The organism is Curtobacterium sp. MCJR17_055 (genome assembly GCF_003224335.1).
GTDB lineage: Bacteria > Actinomycetota > Actinomycetes > Actinomycetales > Microbacteriaceae > Curtobacterium.
Map to the genome: position 1 here is coordinate 293,156 of NZ_QKLF01000005.1, position 24,316 is coordinate 317,471.

Annotated in this window: 20 protein-coding genes; 4 read left to right on the forward strand and 16 right to left on the reverse strand. The window is 72.8% G+C overall.

Features of this window, described 5'->3' with window-relative positions:
- Positions 1–954: an ROK family protein gene (locus tag DEJ16_RS13265; protein ID WP_110825507.1), complete on the reverse strand. Its 954-nt coding sequence runs from the start codon at positions 952–954 to the stop codon at positions 1–3.
- A 141-nt stretch (positions 955–1,095) separates the two neighbouring features.
- Between DEJ16_RS13265 and DEJ16_RS13270 the strand changes: the two genes are divergently transcribed.
- The gene (locus DEJ16_RS13270) at positions 1,096–2,982 is read left to right on the forward strand and encodes an AMP-dependent synthetase/ligase (protein ID WP_375232122.1); all 1,887 of its coding nucleotides are present in this window, start codon (positions 1,096–1,098) and stop codon (positions 2,980–2,982) included.
- Between the two features lie 98 nt (positions 2,983–3,080).
- On the opposite strand, the gene DEJ16_RS16015 is transcribed toward DEJ16_RS13270, so the two are convergent.
- The 4 genes from DEJ16_RS16015 to DEJ16_RS13285 form a co-directional block, all read right to left on the reverse strand.
- Positions 3,081–3,212, reverse strand: a complete 132-nt coding sequence (locus tag DEJ16_RS16015) for a hypothetical protein (protein ID WP_258365980.1) — start codon at positions 3,210–3,212, stop codon at positions 3,081–3,083.
- Positions 3,213–3,346: 134 nt separating this feature from the next.
- Positions 3,347–4,858, reverse strand: coding sequence for a hypothetical protein (locus DEJ16_RS13275; protein WP_110825260.1), 1,512 nt, complete (start codon positions 4,856–4,858; stop codon positions 3,347–3,349).
- A gap of 133 nt (positions 4,859–4,991) precedes the next feature.
- Positions 4,992–5,486 carry a peptide deformylase gene (locus DEJ16_RS13280; RefSeq protein ID WP_110825259.1) on the reverse strand — a complete coding sequence of 165 codons (495 nt, stop codon included), beginning with the start codon at positions 5,484–5,486 and terminating at the stop codon, positions 4,992–4,994.
- A gap of 1 nt (position 5,487) precedes the next feature.
- Entirely contained in the window at positions 5,488–8,898 is a 3,411-nt protein-coding gene (locus DEJ16_RS13285; protein ID WP_110825258.1) for a pyruvate carboxylase, read from the reverse strand.
- A 60-nt stretch (positions 8,899–8,958) separates the two neighbouring features.
- Between DEJ16_RS13285 and DEJ16_RS13290 the strand changes: the two genes are divergently transcribed.
- Positions 8,959–9,780 carry a ParA family protein gene (locus tag DEJ16_RS13290; protein ID WP_110825506.1) on the forward strand — a complete coding sequence of 274 codons (822 nt, stop codon included), beginning with the start codon at positions 8,959–8,961 and terminating at the stop codon, positions 9,778–9,780.
- 393 nt (positions 9,781–10,173) lie between these two features.
- Here the strand turns inward: DEJ16_RS13290 and DEJ16_RS13300 are convergent, their stop codons facing one another.
- The 7 genes from DEJ16_RS13300 to DEJ16_RS13330 all read right to left on the reverse strand — a co-directional run bounded on the left by DEJ16_RS13300 (position 10,174) and on the right by DEJ16_RS13330 (position 18,552).
- On the reverse strand, positions 10,174–10,734 hold the full coding sequence (locus tag DEJ16_RS13300) for a MerR family transcriptional regulator (RefSeq protein ID WP_110825505.1): 561 nt from the start codon (positions 10,732–10,734) through the stop codon (positions 10,174–10,176).
- A 184-nt stretch (positions 10,735–10,918) separates the two neighbouring features.
- Positions 10,919–11,623 carry a MerR family transcriptional regulator gene (locus DEJ16_RS13305; RefSeq protein ID WP_110825256.1) on the reverse strand — a complete coding sequence of 235 codons (705 nt, stop codon included), beginning with the start codon at positions 11,621–11,623 and terminating at the stop codon, positions 10,919–10,921.
- Positions 11,623–12,099 carry an FHA domain-containing protein gene (locus DEJ16_RS13310; RefSeq protein WP_110825255.1) on the reverse strand — a complete coding sequence of 159 codons (477 nt, stop codon included), beginning with the start codon at positions 12,097–12,099 and terminating at the stop codon, positions 11,623–11,625. The genes DEJ16_RS13305 and DEJ16_RS13310 overlap by 1 nt, the downstream gene beginning before the upstream one ends.
- A gap of 137 nt (positions 12,100–12,236) precedes the next feature.
- Positions 12,237–13,820, reverse strand: coding sequence for a chitinase (locus tag DEJ16_RS13315; RefSeq protein ID WP_220032709.1), 1,584 nt, complete (start codon positions 13,818–13,820; stop codon positions 12,237–12,239).
- Between the two features lie 2 nt (positions 13,821–13,822).
- Positions 13,823–16,189, reverse strand: coding sequence for a glycosyltransferase family 2 protein (locus tag DEJ16_RS13320; protein WP_110825254.1), 2,367 nt, complete (start codon positions 16,187–16,189; stop codon positions 13,823–13,825).
- Between the two features lie 294 nt (positions 16,190–16,483).
- On the reverse strand, positions 16,484–17,521 hold the full coding sequence (locus DEJ16_RS13325; protein ID WP_110825253.1) for an iron chelate uptake ABC transporter family permease subunit: 1,038 nt from the start codon (positions 17,519–17,521) through the stop codon (positions 16,484–16,486).
- Complete coding sequence (locus tag DEJ16_RS13330) at positions 17,518–18,552, reverse strand: iron ABC transporter permease (RefSeq protein WP_110825252.1); 1,035 nt, start codon at positions 18,550–18,552, stop codon at positions 17,518–17,520. The genes DEJ16_RS13325 and DEJ16_RS13330 overlap by 4 nt, the downstream gene beginning before the upstream one ends.
- Positions 18,553–18,726: 174 nt before the next feature.
- Here DEJ16_RS13330 and DEJ16_RS13335 point away from each other — a divergent pair, with 174 nt between their 5' ends.
- Entirely contained in the window at positions 18,727–20,214 is a 1,488-nt protein-coding gene (locus DEJ16_RS13335; protein WP_110825251.1) for a trypsin-like peptidase domain-containing protein, read from the forward strand.
- 170 nt (positions 20,215–20,384) lie between these two features.
- Here the strand turns inward: DEJ16_RS13335 and DEJ16_RS13340 are convergent, their stop codons facing one another.
- Both DEJ16_RS13340 and DEJ16_RS13345 read right to left on the reverse strand, forming a co-directional pair.
- Positions 20,385–21,557, reverse strand: a complete 1,173-nt coding sequence (locus DEJ16_RS13340) for a hypothetical protein (protein WP_181419597.1) — start codon at positions 21,555–21,557, stop codon at positions 20,385–20,387.
- A gap of 68 nt (positions 21,558–21,625) precedes the next feature.
- A complete protein-coding gene (locus DEJ16_RS13345; protein ID WP_258365981.1) occupies positions 21,626–21,931 on the reverse strand; it encodes a hypothetical protein in 306 nt (101 codons plus the stop codon).
- A 100-nt stretch (positions 21,932–22,031) separates the two neighbouring features.
- Between DEJ16_RS13345 and DEJ16_RS13350 the strand changes: the two genes are divergently transcribed.
- The gene (locus DEJ16_RS13350) at positions 22,032–22,394 is read left to right on the forward strand and encodes an RNA-binding S4 domain-containing protein (protein ID WP_110825249.1); all 363 of its coding nucleotides are present in this window, start codon (positions 22,032–22,034) and stop codon (positions 22,392–22,394) included.
- Positions 22,395–22,465: 71 nt separating this feature from the next.
- Here DEJ16_RS13350 and DEJ16_RS13355 read toward each other — a convergent pair whose 3' ends face one another.
- Together DEJ16_RS13355 and DEJ16_RS13360 are read right to left on the reverse strand one after the other, a co-directional pair.
- Complete coding sequence (locus tag DEJ16_RS13355; RefSeq protein WP_110825248.1) at positions 22,466–23,407, reverse strand: DnaJ domain-containing protein; 942 nt, start codon at positions 23,405–23,407, stop codon at positions 22,466–22,468.
- A gap of 95 nt (positions 23,408–23,502) precedes the next feature.
- On the reverse strand, positions 23,503–24,249 hold the full coding sequence (locus DEJ16_RS13360) for a phosphotransferase enzyme family protein (RefSeq protein ID WP_181419598.1): 747 nt from the start codon (positions 24,247–24,249) through the stop codon (positions 23,503–23,505).
- Positions 24,250–24,316 lie beyond the last annotated feature (67 nt).

Consider the following 24,316-nt stretch of genomic DNA (forward strand, 5'->3'; position numbering starts at 1 on the left):
TCAGGCCGTGCGGGCGTGGATGCGGGCGAGGTCGGCGGCACCGACCACCCCCGCGTCGTTGACGAGCTCGGCGATCACGAAGTCCGGCTCCGGGTGGTAGCCGCGGGCCGGGAGGTTGTTGAGGTACGCCTGCTTGATCGGCTCGAGCAGCCGGTCCCCGGCGCTGGCGACCCCGCCGCCGAACACGAACAGCTGCGGGTCGAGCACCGCGGACAACGACGCGCACGCCTCGCCCAGGTGCCGTCCGAGCCGACGCAGCGCGGCGAGGGCGCCGGGGTCGTCGGCCAGGATGAGGTCCCCGACGACCGCGCCGTCCAGGTGGCCGCCGTTCGCGTCACGGGCCTCGGCCAGTGCCACGCCGATGCCACCGGCGTCCGCGACGTCGTTCGCCATCCGCTGGAGGGCGCGGCCCGAGCCGTACTGCTCGATGCACCCGCGCGCGCCGCACCCACAGGGCAGGCCGTTCGGGACGATGCGGAGGTGCCCGATCTCGCCGCCGGTGCCGAACCCGCCACGGAACAGGCGGTCCTCGGTGACGATCGCGCCCCCGACACCGGTGCCGATGGTCAGCATGGTCATGTCCGACACCAGGCGACCGGCACCGAAGCGGAACTCGGCCCACCCGGCGGCGTTCGCGTCGTTGTCGACGGTGATGTGCAGGTCGCCGAGACGCTCCTGCAGCTTCTGGCGCAGGGGTTCGTTCCGCCAGCGGATGTTCGGCGTGTAGTAGACGATCGACTGCGATGCGTCGATGAAGCCCGGCGCCGCGACCCCCACCGCACCGACCTGGTGCTGGAGGCTGAGGCGCTCGACCATCGACACGACGTCGTCGAGCATGGCGATCGGGTCCGCAGCGTTCGTGGCGACGCGGTCCTCGGCGAGGATCTCGCCGAGCTCCGTGACGACCGCTCCCGCGATCTTGGTGCCCCCGATGTCGATTCCGATGGCATGCACGAACACGCAGCCTACCGGTTCGGCGGCGGCGCACCGAACGGGTGGACGCTCACCGAACTCCGGAGGAGTCGTCCTATGCTGAGTGTGAGCCGTCTCGACGATGAGCGGACTCACATCGAACCGGCCGACGAGGGAGTTGCCGTGACCGATCAGCGTGCCGACCGCACCACGTCCACCAGCAGGGGCGGGTCCCCTGCCGAACACGGCGCCGGCCCGGTCGCACCGGACCACGGTTCAGCGGCCCGCCTGCTCTCCGACCGGGCGAAGCTCACGCCCGACCGTCCGATCCTCGCCGAGCGCACCGGCGACACCTGGACCGGCATCAGCGCCGCCGACGTCCTCGCGCGCGTCCGCGGCATCGCGAAGGGCTTCGTCGCAGCGGGGCTGCAGCCCGGCGCCCACGTGGCGATCCTCTCGCGCACGCGGATGGAGTGGACACTCGTCGACTTCGCGGTGTGGACCGCGGGTCTCGTGTCCGTCCCGGTGTACGAGACGAGCGCGCCGGACCAGATCCGGCACGTCCTGGCCGACTCCGAGTCCGTCGCGATCGTCGTCGAGCAGGAGGAGCACGCCCGACGGGTCGCCGGCATCGCCGCCGACCTGCCGCACCTCGGCCAGCACTGGACGATCGACGGCGGCGGTCTCGACGACCTGACCCGCCTCGGTGAGGACGTCAGCGACGAGGAGCTCGACGGCCGGACGGCCACGGTGTCCGGGCGCGACGACGCCACGATCATCTACACCTCCGGGACGACCGGGCGCCCGAAGGGCTGCGTGCTCCGGCACGACAACTTCACCGCCACCGTGGAGAACGCCACCGAGGCGATGTCGGAGGTGGTGGCCGGGGACGCCTCCACCCTGCTCTTCATCCCGATGGCCCACGTGTTCGCCCGGTTCATCGCCGCGATGTCGGTCTCCGCCGGCGTGCTCGTCGGCCACGAACCGGACACGAAGGACCTGCTGAGGGCGGTGTCGACCTTCAAGCCGACCTTCCTGCTCGCGGTCCCCCGGGTGTTCGAGAAGATCTACAACTCGTCCGAGCAGAAGGCCGACCTCGGGGGCAAGGGCAGGGTCTTCCGCGCGGCAGCCGCGACCGCCGTGGCGCACTCCGAGGCCGTCGCGGCCGGTCGGGTGCCGCTCGGCCTCACGCTGCGCTTCCGGCTCTTCGACAAGCTCGTGTACGCGAAGCTCCGGGACGCACTCGGCGGTCGGGTCCGCTACGCGATCAGCGGGTCCGCACCGCTCTCCCCGCGCCTGTCCCACTTCTTCCGCTCGATCGGCGTCGTCATCCTCGAGGGGTACGGCCTCACGGAGACGACCGCGCCCGCGACGGTGAACCGTGCGACGGAGCTGCGGATCGGCACCGTCGGTCGTGCCCTGCCGGGCGTGGAGGTCCGGATCGCGGACGACCAGGAGATCCTGATCCGCGGGGTCGACGTCTTCGACCGCTACTGGCGGAACCCGGAGGCGACGGCGGCGGCGTTCCGCGACGGCTGGTTCCGCACCGGCGACCTCGGCCGGCTGGACGCCGACGGGGTCCTCACCGTGACCGGGCGCGCGAAGGAGCTCATCGTCACCGCGAGCGGCAAGAACGTCGCGCCGGCGCCGCTCGAGGACGCCGTCCGCGAGCACCCGGTGGTCGGTCAGGTCGTGGTCGTGGGCGAGGGCAAGCCGTTCGTCGCGGCCCTCGTCACGCTCGACCGCGAGATGCTCCCGGGCTGGTGTGCGGCGCGCGGGATCGAGCCCGCGCTGACGCCCCGGCAGGCCGTCCACGACGAGCGGGTGCAGCAGGCCGTGCAGGAGGCGGTGGACGCCGCGAACGGCCGGGTCTCGCGCGCGGAGTCGATCCGCTCGTTCTCGGTCGTCGACGCTGACCTGACCGAGGCCTCCGGGCACCTCACGCCGAAGCTCACCGTGAAGCGCTCGGTCGTGCTGCGCGACTTCGCCGCGGACATCGACCACATCTACTCGGGGTCGAAGGTGCAGACGACGTCGACGCCCGTCGTGCAGGAGCGCCGTCGCCACTGACTCGTGAGAGCACCGGAGGCCCGTCACCGTGGGAACGGTGACGGGCCTCCGGTGGTCCTGGCGCGCCCGGACCGGCGGGGACCGGTCGGGTCGCGCCGCTACGCCTGCGGGACCTCCGGCGAGTCGATCGGGTCGAGGACCGCCGTCGCGGCGGCTCCCGTCGAGACCGGTTCGGGTCGGCGGTTGGTGCGGGTGCGGTGCGAGCTGAGCTCGTCGTTCTGAGGTGCCATCGTGCTCGTCCTCGTGCGTGGGATCGTCATCGGTGGGGTGACCGACCCGAGTACGGTACTCCGTCCTCGACGAGGACCGACAATCCCACGTCCGGGTGTCACCCGACCGCGGCGCACGGGCCGCGGTCGGGTGCTCAGCGGCGCATCGCGATGACGGCCGACGACTTCGCGCTGGCCGTCGAGACGCCCGGGTGTGTGATCGACACGCGGACGCGGTACTTGGCCTCGGGGAGGCTGCCCAGTGCCCAGCGGACCGAGTTCGTCCCCTTCTTGACGGCGACGTTCTTCGCCACCGTGTGCCACGTCCCGGAGCCGCTGCGGGCCACCGAGACGGTCGCCTTGGCCCCGGAGACCCAGGCCGCGTCGTGGAACTTCACGAGGGTCGCGCCGTTCGCGCTCGGGTCGGTCCGCAGGTGCAGGGCCTTGAGGTGCCAGGTGAGCGCACCCGGGTCCTCGTTCGGGTCGAACCGGAGCTGCGAGATGGTGCGACCCTTCCACCCGAGCTTCGGGTTCAGGGCGTCCTCGTCGAGGTCGTTCTGGGCACTCAGGTCGATCTCGATCCGACGGGCGTTGCCGCCCGACCAGGTGAGCATGTCGTTGCCGATCTGCGGGATGGTCGACGACGGGTCCCACCAGATGAGCCGCGCCATCTTGCCGCCACCCGGGGTCCCCGCGAGCGAGAACGGGCCGTCGTACGTGTACTCGACGGAGAGGTGGTGGTACGAGTCGGCCTTGAAGCGGGACACCGGCAGGGAGAGCTGCGAGTCGCCGGGGTACTGGCCGGAGTTCCGCGCGGTCATCCCGTCCGCGCCGTAGCCGAGCACCGTGGCGTACTTCACACCGATGCCGCTCGCGTTGCCCGCGCTCGTGAAGACCCACGGCTTGCCGCGCTGTCGGGTGGCGAGGTCGACGCCCTGCCGCGTGTTCGGCGAGTCGACGACCGGACGCGGACGGCGCGCGACGACGGCGTCCCCGTAGGTCCCCGGCGGGTAGGCGGCGTGCGAGCCACCCGCACCGCGCAGGCGGGTCCAGTCGATGAGGGCCGTGCCGGACTTGCCCGCGGGCAGGACGACCGGGTCGAGACGGAGCGCGACGATCTTCCCCGACCAGGGGCGGCCCGACTGCAGGGTGGACGCGGATGACAGCGACAGGTCGTAGACCTTCGTGCCCGGCGTCACCGGGAAGGTGATGCCGCCACCGCACTCGGAGGTCTTCTCGCGGCAGGTCCACCACCAGACCGCGCCGATCTGCCGGTCGAACGGCTGGTTCATCTTGAACGACAGCCGCTTGTACCGCGAGGCGTCGATCGGCAACGAGGCGCCGTCACGGCCGTACGGCAGGCTGCCGCTCACGGTGTCGACGAGGGAGACGGAGTCCCCGGAGCGGAGCGCGACCCGGAGGTTGCCACCGGAGACCGATGCGGAGGTGCCCACGGCGTCGGTGTTCTGGTCGGCGGTGTTCGAGTAGTCCCACGGGTCGCCGTAGACCTCGGAGGCGAAGTCGGGTGACTCGACCTCACGGGTGGCTGCGGCTGCCCGTTCGGGTGCCGGGACGACGCTGATGGTCGTGCCGACGAGTGCCGCGAAGGCGGCGAGGACGACGATGGACGCGGTACGACGACGTGCCGCGCGGTGACGCTGCTGCATGCTGCTGATCCCCTGACCTGGACCGCCACGGCGGCGGTACCAGGTGACCGTACACAACGCCGGCGCCGGGGTCTGTCCGCCCTTGAGCGGACAAACCCGCTCCAGTTCGGGGGGGGTGGTCAGCGTTCGGCGGTCAGTGGAACCAGTCCTGCGCGCGGATGTCCCGCAGCGCCTGCCGCCGGGTCTCCGGGTCGAGCGTCATGACGTACACCGTGCCGTCGAGGTGGTCGCACTCGTGCTGCAGGGCCTCCGCCATCAGGCCGGTGCCCTCGAGCACGACCTCGGCACCGTCGACATCGACGCCGCGCACCTTGGCGTAGGGGAACCGTCGCGTCGGGTACGCCAGACCCGGCACCGACAGGCACCCCTCGTCCATGAGTTCGGGCTCGCCCGCGGTCTCGACGAGCTCCGGGTTGAGGACGTACCCGACCTCGCCGTCGACGTTGTAGGAGAACGCACGGAGTCCGACACCGATCTGCGGCGCCGCGACGCCGGCACGACCGGGCTCCTTGACGGTGTCGACGAGGTCCTGGACGAGTTCGCGGATCCCCTCGGAACCGATCCGGACGGGATCGGCCGGCGAGCGGAGGACGGGGTCGCCGAACAGGCGGATGGGACGGACGGTCACGTTACTGCAGCACCACCAAGAGGTCGCCGGCGTCCACCTGCTGGGTCACCGGGATCGCGAGACGGCCGACGGTCCCCGCGACGGGGGCCGTGATGGCCGCTTCCATCTTCATCGCCTCGATGCTCGCCACGGCCTGTCCGGCCTCGACGACGTCACCGACGGCGACCTTGAGCGTCACGACCCCGGAGAACGGGGCGGCGACGTGCTTCGGGTCGGACCGGTCCGCCTGCTCGGCGGCCTTGGTCTCGACGACGACGGAGCGGTCACGCACGGCCACCGGCCGCAGCTGCCCGTTCATGGTCGCCATGACGGTCCGGACGCCCTGGGCGTCGACCTCGCCGATCGCCTCGAGCCCGACGAGCAGGTTCACGCCCTTGCCGAGTGGCACCACGTGCTCCTCCCCCTGGCGCAGGCCGTAGAGGTAGTCGACGGTGGGCACGACGGAGAGGTCACCGTACTCGTCCCGCACCTCCTGGAACCGGCGCGTCGGCTGCTCGAACAGCAGGCGGTTCAGGGCCTGCTGCCGGACGGTGCCCGGGGTGCCCAGTGCGGCGCGCTCGTGCTCCGGCACCGGGGTGACGGCGATCCGGACGTCGCGTCCGGCCAGGACCTTCGACCGGAACGGCTCGGGCCACCCCCCGGGCAGGTCACCGAGCTCCCCCGCCATGAAGCCGATCACCGAGTCCGGCACGTCGTACTTCTCCGGGTGCTGCTCGAAGTCCGCGGGGTCGGCGTCGACCGCGGCGAGCTGCAGCGCGAGGTCACCGACCACCTTCGAGGACGGCGTGACCTTCGTCGGACGACCGAGGATCCGGTTCGCCTCGGCGTACCAGTCCTCGACCTGCTCGAAGCGGTCCCCGAGCCCGAGGGCGATGGCCTGCTGACGGAGGTTCGACAACTGTCCGCCCGGGATCTCGTGCTTGTAGACCCGGCCGGTGGGGCCGGCGAGCCCGGACTCGAAGGGTGCGTACACCCGGCGGACCGCCTCCCAGTACGGCTCGAGGTCGCCGACGGCGCCGAGGTCGATGCCCGTGTCCCGCTCGGTGTGTGCGAGCGCCGCGACCAGGGCCGACATGCTCGGCTGGCTGGTCGTGCCCGCCATCGGGGCTGCGGCCACGTCGACCGCGTCCGCTCCGGCCCGGGACGCCGCCATGAGGGTCGCGAGCTGCCCGCCCGCGGTGTCGTGCGTGTGCACGTGCACGGGCTGGTCGAAGCGCGCACGCAGGGCGGTGACGAGCCGCTCGGCCGCCCCGGCGCGGAGGAGGCCCGCCATGTCCTTGATCCCGATGACGTGCGCGCCGGCCTCGACCATCTGCTCGGCCAACCGGAGGTAGTAGTCGAGCGTGTACAGGTCCTCCGCCGGGTCCAGGAGGTCGCCGGTGTAGCAGAGCGCCGCCTCGGCGACCGCCGTGCCCGTGGCGAGCACGGCCTCCAGGGCGGGGCGGAGCTGGCTCACGTCGTTCAGCGCGTCGAACACGCGGAAGACGTCGACGCCGGTCTCGGCGGCCTCGGCGACGAACGCGTCGGTCACCTCCGTCGGGTACGGCGTGTACCCGACGGTGTTGCGTCCGCGCAGCAGCATCTGGATCGGGATGTTCGGCATCGCCGTGCGCAGCGCCGTCAGGCGCTCCCACGGGTCCTCCCCGAGGAACCGGAGCGCGACGTCGTAGGTCGCGCCGCCCCACGCCTCCATGCTGAGCAGCTGCGGGGTGAGCCTGGCGACGTGCGGGGCGACCGCGACGAGGTCCTTGGTACGGACGCGGGTGGCGAGGAGCGACTGGTGCGCGTCGCGCATCGTCGTCTCGGTCACGGCGAGGGCGGTCTGCGCACGCAGCGCCTCGGCCCACGCGGCCGGGCCGACCCGGAGCAGCAGGTCGCGCTGCCCCGCCGGCACCGGCGCAGCGAGGTCCGTGGCCGGGAGCTTCAGCGCCGGGTCCACCACGTGGGCGGCCGGCGAACCGTTCGGCCGGTTGACCGTGACGTCCGCGAGCCAGTTCAGCACCTTCGTACCGCGGTCCTTCGACACGTGGCCGTCGAACAGCTGCGGGCGTTCCCCGATGAACGCGGTCGAGACGTCCCCGCGGGCGAAGTCCGGGTCCTCGAGGACGGCCTGCAGGAAGGGGATGTTCGTGCTGACGCCGCGGATGCGGAACTCGGCGAGGGCACGACGGGCGCGGGCGACCGCCGCCGGGAAGTCACGACCGCGGCACGTCATCTTCGCGAGCATCGAGTCGAAGTGCGGGCTGATCTGCGCGCCGGTGGCGACGGTGCCGCCGTCGAGCCGCACGCCGGCGCCACCCGGGCTGCGGTACGTCGTGATCCGGCCGGTGTCGGGTCGGAACCCCTGCGTCGGGTCCTCGGTCGTGATCCGGGTCTGCAGCGCGGCGCCGTGGACCGCGACGCCGTCCTGCGACAGACCGAGATCGGCGAGCGTCTCCCCCGCGGCGATCCGCATCTGCGACTGCACGAGGTCGACGTCGGTGACCTCTTCCGTCACGGTGTGCTCGACCTGGATGCGCGGGTTCATCTCGATGAAGACGTGCTGGCCGGCGCGCTCCCCCACGGTGTCGAGGAGGAACTCGACCGTCCCCGCGTTCACGTAGCCGATCGAGCGCGCGAAGGCCACGGCGTCGCGGTGCAGTGCCGCCGCGATCGACGGGTCCAGGTTCGGCGCCGGTGCGATCTCGACGACCTTCTGGTTCCGCCGCTGCACCGAGCAGTCCCGCTCGAACAGGTGGATGGTGCCCGCGTCGTCACCGGTCGCGTCGGCGAGGATCTGCACCTCGATGTGCCGTGGACGCAGGACCGCCTGCTCGAGGAACATCGTCGGGTCACCGAAGGCGCTGTCGGCTTCGCGCATCGCCTCCTCGAGCGCCGGACGGAGCTCCGCGGGCGTCTCGACCCGCCGCATGCCGCGTCCGCCACCACCGGCGACCGCCTTCGCGAACACCGGGAACCCGATCGCCTCGGCGCCGGCGACGAGTTCGTCGACGTCGCGGCTGGCCGGCGTGCTCTCGAGGACCGGGACCCCGGCGGCGATCGCGTGCTCCTTCGCGGTGACCTTGTTGCCGGCCATCTCGAGCACGTGCTCACCCGGACCGATGAAGGTGATGCCCGCGGCGGCGGCCGCCGCGGCGAGCTCGGGGTTCTCGGACAGGAAGCCGTAGCCCGGGTAGATCGCGTCGGCACCGGACTCGCGGGCGACGCGGATGATCTCGGAGACGTCCAGGTAGGCACGGACCGGGTGACCACGCTCCCCGATGAGGTACGCCTCGTCGGCCTTCAGCCGGTGCAGGGAGTTGCGGTCCTCGTACGGGTAGACCGCCACGGTGCGCGCACCGAGCTCGTACGCCGCGCGGAAGGCCCGGATGGCGATCTCGCCACGGTTCGCGACCAGGATCTTGTCGAACACGAGGTCCCTTTCAGCCCGGGTTGAGGTCTCACAACCCTACTGGCGGTAACGTTGCTCATCGTGCATGTACTCAGCGTGAGCTCGCTCAAGGGCGGTGTCGGCAAGACGACCGTGACACTCGGCCTGACCTCGGCAGCGTTCGCCAAGGGTCTGCGCACCCTCGTGGTGGACCTCGATCCCCAGTCGGACGTGTCGACGGGACTCGACATCGACCTGACGGGCCACCTCAACGTGGCCGACGTCCTCGAGAACCCCAAGGAGAAGATCGTCCGTCAGGCGATCGCCCCCTCCGGCTGGACGAAGGGGTCCCAGGGCAAGATCGACGTCATGGTCGGATCGCCCTCGGCCATCAACTTCGACGGCCCGCACCCGTCGATCCGCGACATCTGGAAGCTCGAGGAGGCCCTGGCGAACGTCGAAGCCGACTACGACCTCGTCCTCATCGACTGCGCGCCGTCGCTCAACGCCCTGACCCGTACCGCCTGGGCCGCGTCGGACCGCGTCTCCGTCGTCACCGAACCCGGCCTGTTCTCCGTCGCCGCCGCCGACCGTGCCCTCCGCGCGATCGAGGAGATCCGTCGCGGACTCTCGCCGCGCCTCCAGCCCCTCGGCATCATCGTCAACCGCGCCCGCGTGCAGTCGCTCGAGCACCAGTTCCGCATCAAGGAACTCCGTGACATGTTCGGGCCGCTCGTGCTCTCCCCGCAGCTGCCCGAGCGCACCTCGCTCCAGCAGGCGCAGGGTGCGGCGAAGCCCCTGCACGTGTGGCCGGGTGAGTCCGCGCAGGAGATGGCGCGGAACTTCGACCAACTGCTCGAGCGGATCATGCGCACGGGCAAGATCGGTCCGTACGCCGACGGCGCGAGCGCCAGCGCGGAGTAGTCCGCGTCGGACGTCGTGAAGGGCCGCCGATGGGTGGCCCTTCGTCGTTCCCGGACCGGACGCCAGCTCGGTCAGGTCGCCGAGCGGTCACGACAGCCCACTCAGGTCGCCGAGCGGCCTCGGATCGTCGGGTCGAGCGTGCCGAAGCGCTCGACCGCGACCGCTCGGCGAACCCGCGGGACGCCGACGAGCCGGCGGGACGCGGTCTGCGCGCCCGCTGGCTGCGGTCGGTGGTGTCGAGGTTCCACGACGTGCCGCCCGCGTTCGTCGCGGTTCCGGGTTCCCGGCATCCGGAGCGTCGAGATGCCGCAATTGCGGAACCTGGGGCGGACGGCGCATCCCGCCGGTCAGCCCCGAGGCGGTGAAGGCGCGAGCGGGCGAACGCCCCGCGCGTCAGGAGGCGCGCGTCGCCCGGCGGGCGGCGAGCTCGTCGCTCGGGTCCTCGGCCGGGGTGGCGTCGAGTTCGACCAGCGAGGACTCGACCTCGCGCAGGACCTTGCCGACCGCGATGCCGAAGACGCCCTGGCCGCGCGACACGAGGTCGATGACCTCGTCGTCGGAGGTGCACAGGTACACCGAGGCACCGTCCGACATCAGGGTGGTCTGCGCCAGGTCGCTCACGCCGGCTTCGCGGAGCTGGTTCACGGCGGTGCGGATCTGCTGCAGGGAGATGCCGGTGTCGAGCAGGCGCTTGACGAGCTTGAGCACGAGGATGTCGCGGAAGCCGTACAGGCGCTGTGACCCGGAACCGGCAGCACCGCGGATCGTGGGCTGGACGAGTTCGGTGCGGGCCCAGTAGTCGAGCTGCCGGTAGCTGATGCCGGCTGCCTTGGCGGCGACGGTGCCGCGGTACCCGTTCTGTTCGTCGTGCTCGGGCAGGCCGTCGGTGAACAGCAGCCCGAGGTCGTACCGCGTCATGTCAGACGGGGTACCGGGGACATCGTTCCCACTCATCAGCTTGCCTTCCACGACGATCGAGCTCCCACCCGAAGCTTCAACAGCGGGTTGAGAGTTGTTCCGAGGTCCACGGTAGCGAGTCGGGCGGCGTGGAGGCGGGACATCCGCTCCGGCGCGTCCGGCGTGTCGAGGATATGCCCCGGCACCGACGGCCGTCGAGGGTCGACCCGCTCCGGAGCGCTCACGAGTCGAGCCGACCGATGGCCGCTCGGATGAGTGACGAACGGATGACCTCGAGGTGTCCGGCGATCTCCCGGGCGAGTTCGAGCGCCTTGGCGCGCGAGGTGGCGTCACCCCGCCGCGACACCGGCATGAGTGCGGACTCGATGAGCCCGACCTCCCGCTCGGCGGTCGCGCGGAAGGTGCGCAGGTGTCGCGGCTCGATCCCGGAGCGCTGGAGCTCGACGAGGGCCTTGAGGACGCCGACGGACTCTTCCCCGTAGGAGTCCGCCGCGGGGAGCAGGGACGACGAGACCGCGTCCCCCACGAGCATCGGGGACGCTCCGGCCACGCGCTGGAGTTCGTCGCGCGAGTACCGCCGTTCCCGCCCGAGCATGGACGGACGGGGCACGTCCCCACCGCCCGGCAGCGTCGGCTCGCGGCCGGCGTCGAGGTCGGCGAGGTACTCCTTGATGACCTTGAGCGGGAGGTAGTGGTCCCGCTGCAGGCCGAGCACGATCCGGAGTCGGTCGACGTCGGCCGGCGAGAACTTCCGGTACCCGCTCTGCGTCCGGACCGGGGTGACCAGCTCGCGTTCCTCGAGGAACCGCAGCTTCGAGCTGGACAGGTCCGGGAAGTCCGGCTTCAGCCGCGCCAGCACCTGCCCGATCGTGAGCAGGTCCGGTGCCGGCGACACCGCCCGCGCCGCAGCGGAGCGGGGTGCCACTACGCGTTCGCCAGGCGCGCCAGGTCGACCCGGGAGGCGTAGAACGTCAGGCGGAACTTGCCGACCTGGACTTCCGACCCGTCGACGAGGAGCGCTTCGTCGATGCGCACACCGTCGAAGTACGTCCCGTTGAGGGAACCGAGGTCCTGCACGCTGAAGGACGTCCCGCGGCGGATGAAGTCCGCGTGCTTGCGGGACACCGTCACGTCGTCGAGGAAGATGTCGGCGTCGGGGTGCCGCCCGGCCGTCGTGACGTCGGAGTCGAGGAGGAACCGTGCTCCGACGTTCGGACCGCGTCGGACGACGAGCAGCGCCGACCCCGACGGCAGCGCCGAGATCGCGTCGCGTTCTTCCGCGGAGACTCCGGCCTCGGGCGTGAGCGCCGCGGCGTTCTCCATGCTGAAGGTCAGCGTGGTGTCGACCAGCCGCTGCTCCGGGGTTCGTCGTCCCGGCTGCGGGACCACTGGATCTGGCATCGTGGACCTCCTCCTCTTGGTCGCCCAGCGTATCGGAAACCAGCCGGTCGGCGAGAGCCCCGTCCACAGGGGACACAGGAGGCTCCCCGCCGACCGGCGGGGAGCCTCCTGTCCGGTGACTGTCGGACCGCGACCCGTCAGCGCGTCGCGCCCTCCGGGGCTGCCTTCCCGGCGCGGACGTCCTGCAGGATCTCCTTCACCTCGGCGTCCTTCAGGCGGGTCCACGGCGAGCCGTCCGGGTCGCTCGTGGACGCCTCGGGGCTCTCGCCGGTGTTCCACCACTTGGCCTGGTATGGCGTGCCGTCGAACAGGACCCGGTCGCCCGTGTCGTACGCCGCTGTCCCGGACCACCCCGCGTAGGTGCCCTTCGGCAGCGTGAGCGGTGCGACCGGCTTCTCCCCCGCGAGCACCGGGCCGACGAGCTGCCACGGCGTCTCGTACGCGCTGAGCACGGCGTCGTCGGGCAGGTCGCCCGAGGTCCACCACTTCGCCTCGTAGACGTTGCGGTGCCAGACGATCTTCGTGCCCTCGAGGTAGGAGGCCTCGTCGTCCCACACCGGGTACGGGCTCGTCGACGGGTCGTCGGTCGGCTGCACGGTCGAGGACGGCTCGGCCTTCGTGACGTCGCCCGAGGCCGCGACGATGCCGCCGCCGAAGCCCTTGCCGAGCACGTCGGCGAAGAGCACACCGTCCTGGTCCACGCCCGAGCAGGAGTTCGACACGGTGGAGAGGTTGACGTAGTTCGAGCCGCACGTGGTGTCGCGGTTCAGCGACCACATCGACATCCGTCCGAGGCCCTGCTGCTTCGCCCAGGCGTTGAGCTTCCGGGCGTCGGTCAGCGAGAAGACCTCGTCCTGCACGTCGTTCTGCCCGATCATCGGGGTGGCGCCGACCTTGTGCCACAGGGTCCGGTCGCCGAGCGGCGTCCCGGCACGCGTGTAGAGGATGCCGAGCTGCCGCTTGACCTGCTGCAGCGTCTCGACCGATGCCGAGTACATGCTCTGGCTCGAGCCCTTGCTCGCGCCGTAGTCCATCGTCATCGCGTTGACGCCGGCCAGGTCGACCCCGGCACGCAGGAACTGCGCGACCGCCCGGGTGCCGTCCGCGGTGAGCCCGCCGGGTGCGGCCGGCAGCGTCAGCCACACCGCGAGGGGGTGCCCGGCGGCGCGGCGCTGCTCCTGCAGGTCGGCGACCGCTGCCGCACGGCGCTTGCCGGCGTCGGCCTTCGTCAGGTCGTCGCTCTCGATGTCGAAGTCGACGGTCGAGACGTCGTACCGCTTCACGACGCTCTGGTACGCCGAGACGAGCTTGCTCCGGTCGGTGCAGGTCGTCGCGAGTTCGTCGTTGGCGAGCCCGCCGAACGACACCGCGACCGCGCCCTTCTGCTGCTCGAGTCGGGCGATGCGCCGGTCGAGGTCGAGCTGGTCGCCCGCTTCCTGCAGTCCGTACGCCGCGCCCCACGTCGGCGTGCACGCCTCGTCGTGGTCGGCGACCACGAAGGACAGCATGACGTCGCGGCCCGCGGTCGACTTGACGTCCTCGAACGGGAACGTCGGGGTGACGGTGACGTCGGTGTAGGCGGCGAACCAGGGCTTCACCGTCTCGGCGGCCTGGGCGCTCTGCCAGCGGTCCAGCCCGGCGTAGCCTCCGGCTGCGACCGCGAGGGCCACCGCGGCGGCCACGGTCACGCGGATCGGGGACAGTCGTCGTGTGGTGCTCATGGTCAGGCCGCCGTCTTCTCGTCGTGGTGCACGGTGTCGTGCCGGGTCGCCAGGTGTTCCGGCATGGTGGTGCCGCGCTGGCCGAAGTACAGCACCGAGCGCCAGTCCTCGGTCGCGGGCACGGGCTCGGGGACCAGGCCGCGCCGGGCCGCCTTCGCGGAGAGACGGGCCTCCTTGCGGGCCGCCCGGCGTGCGGCGCGGGCGGACGGGTCGTAGAACATCCACCCGGTCGCCCAGAGGAAGACGTCGACCACGGAGTTCCAGACACCGATGTAGGCGACGATCGCGTACGTGGCGAGCAGGGCGTTGAACGCGGCGAACGTGGCGTTGCCCCAGTTCTCGGCGCCGAAGTCACGGACGAAGGTGAACACCGAGAAGGCGACGATCGCGTACGGCGCGAGGACGTAGAGCGCGGGCGAGGCCGTGCGGTCCCGGACCTTCGGCGTGCGGGCGAACGGGATCTTCTTCGCGGTGAGCGCCTGCTGGATGCTCTTGAGCACCCCGGCGACGTTCACCGGCATGAGGATGAGGTTGAACCCGTAGATGCGGAGGATGTCGGTGCGCTTGTACCCGCAGTACTTCAGGTCGCTCGCGAAGAGCCAGAAGTACGGCAGCGCGGCGAGGAGCACCATCGGGCTGAGCAGCCGGGAGTCGTACGGGTAGGCCAGCAGGAAGATGAGCCCGAGCGAGCCCCACGCGATCGACGCCATGTAGTTCACGCGGAGCGCCATCTCGACCACGCTGACGCGCTCCCCGCGGGCCTTGCGCTCGCGTACCTGGCGGATGTACTTCGGCAGGATGAGCAGCCCGCCGTTGGCCCAGCGGCGGCGCTGCACGATGAGCGAGCCGAAGTCCGGCGGGGTGGCGCTGTAGGACAGTCGCTCCGGGTAGTTCACGAGCGTCCAGCCGTGCATGCCGAGGTCGACGCTCGACTCGGTGTCCTCGATGACCGTGCGGTCCTGCACGTAGCGCTTGACCTCGAAGCCGCCGACGGTCTCGGTCTCCTCGATGTCGCGGAGGGCCCGGGTGCGGATGACGGCGTTCGCGCCGACCCAGAAGGTGGCGCCGTACTTCGACATGCCCTGGTGCAGGATGTGCTGGATGTCGGTCGTGGCACCGGCCAGGCGCTCGATGCGGGTGGCCGCACCGCGGAACGACGAGTACGGGGTCTGGGTGACGGCGACGTTCGCGTTCTCGGGCTGCTCGAGGAAGTAGACCAGGCGCAGGCAGTAGTCGCGCAGGAGCACCGAGTCGGCGTCGAGCGTCAGGACGTAGTCGGAGGCGGGGACGACCAGGTCGGCCTCGGCCGGGTCCGCGACGGTGCGGAGGACCGTGCCCGATGCGGTCTCCTCGTACCGGTAGGCGCCGCCGAGCAGGCCGAGGTAGGAGTTCAGGTTCATCGCCTTGTTCGCCTCGTGCGAGAGGTTCGCGTAGCGCTTCCGCTCGAAGGTGGTGATCTCGGCGGTGAACGTCCAGGTGAGCCGGCGCTGCAGTTCGACCGCACGGGCCGAGGTCACGTCGGTGACCTCGCGGTCGCCGGCGTCGGTGATGGCGGCGTCGAGTGCTTCGGCGGTCAGGCGGAACTCGTCGGCCAGGCCCACGAGGACCTGGTCGTGGAAGAAGTGGTCCACGTGGTCGGCGATGCCGTGCTCGCGTGCGTGCCGGCGGAGCCAGGCGTCGGCCCAGCGGTGGTGCGCGACCAGGGTGCGGAGGGCCGCCACGGAGGCCATCGGCGCCTGCTCGGCCTCGATCTCGGCGAAGAACAGGGCTTCGCGGAAGCGGTGGGACGGGGCCGCGAGCTGCGCCTGGATGGACGCCGCCACGGCGCGAGTGCGCTCGAGCTTCGCGGCGGTCTCCGGGTCGGTGGGGAACGGGTCGTCGTCGACGAGCAGGACGACGCGGAGGGACGGGTACTCCTGCAGGGCGGCGGACCAGAGGGTGGTCGCGACGACGTCCGGCTCCTCGGCGTAGCTCGGCACGAGGACGGTCAGCGGCGACCCGTGTCCCTCGGCGAAGTGCCGGTCGAGTTCCGCACGCGGGACCCGGACGTGGGTCGCGAAGCGCTCGAGGGCTCCCTGGCGGGCGACCAGGTGCATGAGGGCGGAGAAGGTGAGGAAGGTGACGACGACTAAGTACGAAACGGCCTCGGTGGTGAACCGGAAGCTCTCGGTGCCGTAGTCCAGGAACTGTCGGATCACCGTGTAGACGAGGTAGGCGAGCCAGAAGGCGATCGTCAGGATGATGGCGACACGGCCGGAGACGAGCTTCCGGTCGGAGGGGCGAGCGTGGATGGTGTCGAGCGGCCGGGTCCGCCGCTCGGCCCCCCACTGTCGACGGCGCATCGGGGCGTCGTCCAGCTGTTCGGGCATGCTGTCCTTCGTTCGTACCGGACCAGTGGCCGTCGGGTGTGGCCGCTGTCGGGAGTCCGGTGTTCGTGGACGACGGTACGGCGACCGTGCGCCCGGAGCGGACCCCCGGACGGGGGGTTCTGACCCCCTTCTGCGGGATACCGCAAGCGTGCGCGCGGACCCGCATCCGGGGGTGGTCCCGGCGAGTCCGACCGTCGCCTGCGCCCCGCCTGGAGGCCCGGTGCACGTCCGTCGGGAGCGCTGCGGTACACGCTCGGTCGCGCCCGTCCGACGAGCTGTGCGGGGTGCGCTGGCTCAGCGCCCGCGGGCGAGCAGCCAGAGCAGGTACGGCGCTCCGACGACCCCGGTGACGACCCCGACCGGCAGCGTGACCCCGGGCAGGGCGAACTGCGCGACCAGGTCGGAGCCGAGGGTCACGACCGCACCGACGGCGGCGGCCGGGCCGAGGGCGGGGCGTCCGCCACCGACGAGCCTCCTGGCGATCGGCGCTGCCATGAGCGCGACGAACGACACCGGGCCGGCGGTGGCGACCGCCGCCGCGGTGAGGAGGACGGCGGTGAGGAGCAGCAGCACCTTGGCCCGGTCGGGTCGGAGGCCGAGCGAGGCCGCGACCTCGTCGCCGAGGGAGAGGACACCGAGACGGGGCGACTGCAGGAGCGCGAGCACCATCAGGACGACGAAGCCGACGAGCAGCGCACCGACGACGGTGCGGTCGACCGCGTTGAGGCTGCCGGAGAGCCACAGGAGTGCCGTCCCCGCCTGCTGCACGCTCCCGCTCGTCAGGAGCCACCCGGTGATGCTCAGGGCGACCGCGCCGACACCGACCCCGACGAGGACCACCCGGTTCCCGGTGATCCCCCGGCGCCAGGCGAGCACGGCGATGAGCACCGCGACCGCGACCGCGCCGACGAGCACGACGCCGAACAGGGCGACACCCGAGGCGCCGAACAGCACGATCGCGACGAGACCCGAGGCGCTCGCCCCGGACGTGATGCCGATGATGTCCGGACTCGCGATGGGGTTGCGGACGACGCTCTGCACGATCGCGCCGGCGGTGCCGAGGCTCGCCCCGACGAGCAGCGCGGCGAGGACCCGCGGCCCGCGCAGCTGTCCGAGCACGAAGTCCGAGACCGCGTCACCCCGCCCGAGCAGACCGTCGAGGACCTGCACGGGCGACAGCGGGATCTCGCCGACACCGAGGCCGACGAGCACGAGGCCGAGCAGCACGACGAGCGCGGCGACGAGCACGAGGAGCTCCCGCCGCGCGGTCCCGCCCCGACGGCGGACGGCGTCGCCGGTGGCCGGTGCACTCTCGGTCGGCGTGGTGCTCACAGGCCCCGCACCACCCGCGACCGGACCAGCGCGATGAAGACCGGCGCACCGATGAGCGCCGTGACGATGCCGACCTGGAGCTCCCCCGGGTAGGCGACGACCCTGCCGATGACGTCGGCGACGAGCAGGAGGGCCGGCGCGACGACCGCGGACAGGAGGATCGTCCAGCGGTGGTCGGGTCCGGACAGGCGCCGGACGGCGTGCGGGACGGCGAGGCCGACGAAGGCGATCGGTCCGGCTGCGGCGACCGCGGACCCGGCGAGCAGCACCGTCACGATGGCCCCGACCGCGCGCACGAGCACCACGCGTTGGCCCAGGGAGGCCGCGAGTTCGTCGCCGAGCGCGAGGGTGTTCAGCGAACGACCGAGCCCGACCGCGACGACGAGCCCGAGGACCACCGGCGCGACGACCACACCCGCTGTGCCGAGGTCCCCGCCCGCGAGCGCGCCGACCTGCCAGAAGCGCAGCTGGTCGAGCAGGGACGCGTTCGTCACGAGCACCGCGGTGGTGATCGAGGAGAGGGCGGCGGCGGTGACGGCGCCGGACAGCGCGAGGCCGACCGGGGTGAGGCCACCGCGGGCGACCGCGGCGATGCCGTAGACGAGCAGGGCGGCGAGGGCGGCTCCGGCGAACGCGAACGGCAGGTACGTGGCGGTCCCGCTGACACCGAACACGGCGATGCCCACGACGACGGCCAGGGCGGCCCCCGCGTTGATGCCGAGGATGCTCGGGTCGGCGAGCGGGTTGCGGGTGACCCCCTGCATGACGGCGCCGGCGACCCCGAGTGCGGCGCCGGCGAGGAGCCCGACGACGGTCCGCGGCAGCCGGTTGCCGAGCACGATGAGGCCGGTCTCGTCGTCGCGGCCCGGGTGCGCGAGGGTGTCGAGGACGACGCCGAGCGGGATCGGTCGGCTCCCGACGGCGATGCTCAGGGCGCAGGCGACGGCCAGCGCGACGACCGCGAGGACGACGGCCAGCACGAGCCGGGACGCGGGCGCGGGTGCGGGAGGCACGACGGATCGGGGACGCATGGGAGGTGCGGCGAGCCTAACCGATCGCCGGCATGCCGCGGAGACCGGCGTCCGGCGACTCCCGAGCGGGTGCTCGGCCGGGCCTCGGGTGGTTCATAGGACGGTCATGGGCAGCGGGCCTGTACTGGTCCCCATCGACGGCCGACCGGGCCGTGCGGACGACCGGAGAGCACCATGAACGAGACCCCGACCCCAGCCGCGGACGATGCCGGACAGCAGCAGGCACCGGCGTGGGAGCCGCCGCACGCGGACCCGTCGACGCTCCGCGCAGCGCACGCCTTCGACGGCTCGGGTCCGTACCTCTTCGCCCCCGACGGGTCCGGTCCGTACGCCTACTCCCCGGACGGTCGCGGTCCGTACCGCGTCGGGAGCGCAGCGCTCGGGGCCACCTCGGCGCCGCAGGGTTGGACGGGCGCCCCCGGGGCCGCTCCGGGGACCACGGGTCGTCGTCGCCGTGTCGGGCTCGCGATCGGGTCGGGCATCGCCGCACTCGCGATCGTGGGCGCCGCCGGCGGGACGGCGCTCGGCCTGTCGTCGCACGGCACGACGGCCACCTCGAGCCGGTCACAGGGCACGACGACCGTCCCCGGTCCCGGATCCGCGGGCAGCGGCATCGACGGCTTCACCGTCCCCGGCCAGGACCAGGGCGGGACGGACGGCCTGTCGGACGGCGGCACGGGTACCGACGGCGGCACGGGCACCGGCGGCACGGGAGCCGGCGGCAGTGGGACCTCGCAGGCGGCAGCCACACCCGCGACCGCCGCGCAGACCGCGGGCGTCGTGACGATCGACACCGTGATCGGCTACGACGACGCGCAGCAGGCCGCCGGGACCGGCATGGTCCTCACCGCGGACGGGACCGTCCTGACGAACAACCACGTGGTCCAGGGCGCGACCTCGATCACGGTGACCGACGAGACGACCGGGGAGCAGTACACCGCTGACGTCGTGGGCACCGACGCGACGAACGACGTCGCGGTGCTGCAGCTGCGGGACGCGTCCGGCCTGTCCACCGTCGCGCTCGACGACGACGGCGTCCAGACCGGCGACACCGTGACCGACGTCGGCAACGCCGAGGGCACGGGTGACCTGGTCGCCGCCGAGGGCACCGTGACCGCGACCGACCAGGACATCCAGGTGCAGAGCGAGTCCGGTACCGGGACCGAGTCCCTGACCGGGCTCATCGAGGTCGCGGCGCAGATCGTGTCCGGTGACTCCGGCGGTCCCGTCCTGGACAGCGAGGGCGAGGTCATCGGCATGGCGACCGCCGCGTCCTCGGGTTCGGCGGACGTCACCGGCTACGCGATCCCGATCAGCACCGCGAAGTCGATCGCCGCGCACATCCTGGCGGGCGAGGCCTCGGACACCATCACGATCGGGCTGCCGGCGTTCCTGGGCGTGCAGGTCAGCAGCGCGGCGACCGGGACCACCTCCGGTGTGCCCGTCGCCGGGACGGTCGAGGGATCGGGGGCAGCGGCCGCCGGGCTCGCCGCCGGCGACACGATCACGAGCATCGACGGCACCGCGGTCACGAGCGCATCCGAGCTGACGGAGGCGGTCGCTCGGCACGCGGTCGGCGACCGGGTCACGGTCGGCTACACGACGGCCGACGGCACCGCGGCCACGGCGACCGTCACCCTGACCGCCGGCCCGGCCGCCTGACCGGGCGCGCACCGGCGGCCCGCCACCGACGGCCCCGCACCGGCGGCCCCGCACCGGCGGCCCGCACCGACGGCCCCGCACCGACGGCCCCGCAAGCACGGCACGACGCTCGCGCTCCGTCCGCGCGGGGTCGTGCCGTCGTCCGCCGTCCGGTGTCGACCGGGCGGCGGTCAGCCGACCACGGCGCGGACGAGCGACCGGTAGACGTTGGCGGACGCCTCGGCCCTGAACGCCGTCGCCCCGCCCTCGGCGCGGCCGACCCGCGCGAAGCCGATCCCCGCCGCGGACACGACCACGACGGGACGGGTCCGACCGGGCGCCAGCAGCGAGGACACCGTCCACGGCGCCGCCCAGAACGCCGCGAGCGTCGGGTCGGCATCGGCGAGGGCGTCCGGCAGGGCCGGGGCGGACGCGCCGCCCGCCAGACGACGGTCGAGCAGGTCGCTCGACAGGACCGGCGTGCGGAACGGCCAGGTCCACGTCGGGCGCACTCCGAGCCTCCCGGCCATCAGCCCGACCACCCGGTCCGGCCGGACGGACGCGATGACCGACCGACCGTCGGCCCCCGTGTCGACGACGGTGCCGGCCCAGGCCCGGAGGCGCGTGACGCGCCCGTCGTCGTCGTGCTGGTCCAGCGTGGTCGGTGGCACCCCGTCCGCCCAGGGCGCGAGGACCTCGGCGGTGTCCGGCGGCACCGTCCCGAAGCGACCGACGAGGTCGGCGGCGACCAACTCCCGGCCGCCGTCCGAGCGGAGCAGCGCCGGGTTCCAGCGCTTGCCGGCGAGGTCCTGCAGCGTGGCGACGGCCTCGGCGCCGAGGGACGGCCCGGTCAGCGTCGAACCGGCGAGCAGGACCGGGAGCGCCTCGAGCGTCCGGGACTCGGTGGCGGTGACGCGGTCGAGCGTCCGGACGGAGTCGAGGACGGCGAACACCGGGTCGTCGGTGGCGGTCATCCGGGCCAGCGGACGCTCCACGGTGACGTCCACGCGGTGCCGACCCGTGACGAGCAGCAGGTGCGCACCGACGACGTCGCCCTCTTCGTCGGGGCGGACGTACTCGACGAGCCGTGCGGGGGCACCGGCCGTCGTCCACACGTCGCAGCCGAGCAGGAGCAGGCCGTCGACCGACCCTGGCAGCCGTTCCAGCAGCGAGGCGTTCTCGTCCCCGATCGTCCGGTCGCCGGGACGCGACCGGACCGTGAGCATGACGTCGTCACCGCGGACGCGGAGGTCGGCACCGGGGGCGTCCTCGACGCGCCAGCCGGTCGGGCGGGTGAACCGGACACGGGCGGTGCGGTCCTCGGTGGTCCCGGCTGCGACGGCGGGTGGGTCGGGGACGGCCATGGAGCGAGGCTACGTGCGCGGTCCCGGAGTGCCGTCGGCGGCTCGCCGGGACGGGGTGGATCGTCCGGTCAGGCGGCCGGCTCGTCCGCGCCGGGACGCCGTCGGGGTGCCCGGGGCGGCGGGGGCGGCGGCACCGGCTTCGCGGCCACGACGTCGGACCGGAGCACGGTGACGGGTCCGCGACGGGTGGCGATCGTCACCGTCTCCGCGGTCCGGCCGGTCAGCTCGCCGAGCGCGTCCCGCGCGCCGGCTCCGTCGTGCGCCCGCACGACGAGCCGGTCACCGAGTGCCGCGCCGTCGAGCACGACGAGGGCCCGGGTGCGGGCGATCGCCGCCTGGGACGGGACCGTGGTCGGCGGGTCGGGGTCGGTCATGGCTCCGAGGCTACGGGCTCGCACGGACGTGCGGGCCCGGTCGACCGTACGTCGAGGGGACGTCGAGGGGACGCAGGACCGGCGCGGCTAGGGTGGCCGGATGGACAAGGCCCGGGTGGACAGCTGGATCTGGGCGGTCCGGATCACCAAGACCCGGTCCGCGGCGACGACCGCGTGCAAGGCCGGCCACGTCCGCGTCAACGGCGAGCGGGCGAAGCCGTCCCAGCCGGTCGGTCCCGGGGACGAGGTCCGCGTGCGCCAGGCCGGCTTCGACCGGATCGTCGTCGTGAAGAGCATCATCCTCAAGCGCGTCGGTGCGACCGAGGCCGCGAAGCACCTCGAGGACCGCACACCGCCGCGCCTGCCCCGCGAGGAAGCCGGCTTCGTCCCGATCCGGGAGCGCGGGGCCGGACGGCCGAGCAAGCGGGAGCGCCGGGACCTCGAGAAGCTCCGCGGGTACTGACCCCGACGGTGCGTGACGGCCGGCGGCGCGTGACGGGCGGCGCTGCTGGTCGGGCGGCGCTGCTGGTCGGGTCAGACGAACCGGACGGTCTGCTGCAGGCGGTCGCGGACCGCGAAGACGTCGACGGAGCCCTCGGGCGACCAGACGCCGGAGAGCACCTGCCCGAGCGCACTCCGACGGACGATGAACGCGGTCGGCTTGCGGGGGGTCCCGACGAGTCGGACGTCCTCGTCGACCGCGGAGTCCGGCACCACCAGGACACGGCCGGTGAACCGGACCCGCGTCTGCTTCTGCACGGCACGGGCCGCGCGGACGAGCTCCTTCACCGGCTGCTCCCCCGGGCCGAGCGTCTCGCCGACGACCTCGCCGTGCTCCACCGCGACCGGGCCGCCCCAGTCGATCGACTCGAGTGCCCAGAGTCCGGTGGGCGTCAGCACCGCGTGGTCGAGCTTGCCCTCGGCACCGGCGTCGAGGTCGTGCCACACCGTGACGCCGATGCCCATCTCCGCGATGATCGCAGCCGTCGCCTCCTCGGCCAGCGCCTCGCCCAGGAGACGCCGGACGTGCCGGGGTGCCGACCGGACGAGTGCCGGGTCGTACGGGTCCTCGATCGGGTCGCCGAGGCCCACCCACTCACGTTCTGCGGCGAGGAAGACCTCGCGGGAGCGCCCGCCGGGGTGCCCGTACGACCGGGCCCGCGGGCGGGAGTCACGTCGGGCGGACGGGGGTGCGTAGGCGTCACGCCCGGTGTCCGACCGCCACGCGGCCGATCCGGACGGCGCTGACGAGGACCCCGCGCGCAGGGTCCCGGCGTCGTAGGCTCGCCGGGCCGAGGGCGTCCCGATGCGCTCCCAGGCGACCTGCACCCGGCGGAAGCGCTGGGCGTCCCCGCCGAGGTCGGGGTGGCTCTCACGCGCGGCCCGACGGTAGGCGCGTCGGAGGGTGTCGTCGTCGGCGGTCGCGGGGACGCCGAGGACCTCGTACGGGGTGGCGTCCGCCGGGCTGTCGGTCATGGCCCTGGAACGCTACCGGACGCAGGATCGAGGTCCGCCGCGAGGGCGCTGGGCACGCGCTGGGCGGTCGGCGACCTCGTCCCCGGCGCGCCCCGTCAGCGGAGCGCGGCGGTGATCCGGTCCCCGTGCTCCTCGAGCCACGCGACGTCGGCCCGGTACAGGTCGGCGTGCCCGTGCGCGAGGTCGCTCACGAACTTCGGGTTGCCCGCGGCCGCCTCGGTCTCGAGGGTCGTCACCAGGGCCACCAAGCCGGCGGTGATCGTCTCGACGAGCACGGCACGCGAGCGGTCGTCGAGACCGTAGGCGCGGCAGAACTCGGCGGCACGGGTGATCCGGTCCTCGAGCGCCGGGACGGGTCGACCCTCGTCGGCTCCGGTCGTGAAGGGCGCGAACCGGTAGACGGCACTGGCGACGTCCCAGACGCGGGGCCCGGGGTGCGCGGTGTCGAAGTCGATCACGCCGACCGCCGCGATGCCGTCGTAGACGACGTTGTACGGGGCGTAGTCGCCGTGCACGACGGTCTCGACCGGCACCCGCGCGGCCTGGGACCACACGTCGACGGAGTCGTCCAGGGGGAAGCTCGCCGCGGCGTCGTGCAGCTGTCGGAGCAGCCGGGCACTCGTGACGAGGGCGGCCTCGCTCGCGACGTCCTCGGTCCAGGGGTACTCGCCGGCCACTCCCGGGACGAACGTCACCGTCTCGAGCGCGTCCCCGAGCGAGATCGGAGCCGGGGCCGCCACGAAGCCCTGCTCGTGCAGGTGCGTGAGCAGCCGGTGGACCGTCGGTGTCCACGGCCCGGCGGGGCGGTGCACCCGGTCGTCGGTCTTGGTGATCCGTTCCATCGGGAACCTCCTGAACGTCGTCGTCGACGTGTCCGCAACTGTAGTGCTCCCGTCCCGTCGACGCCCG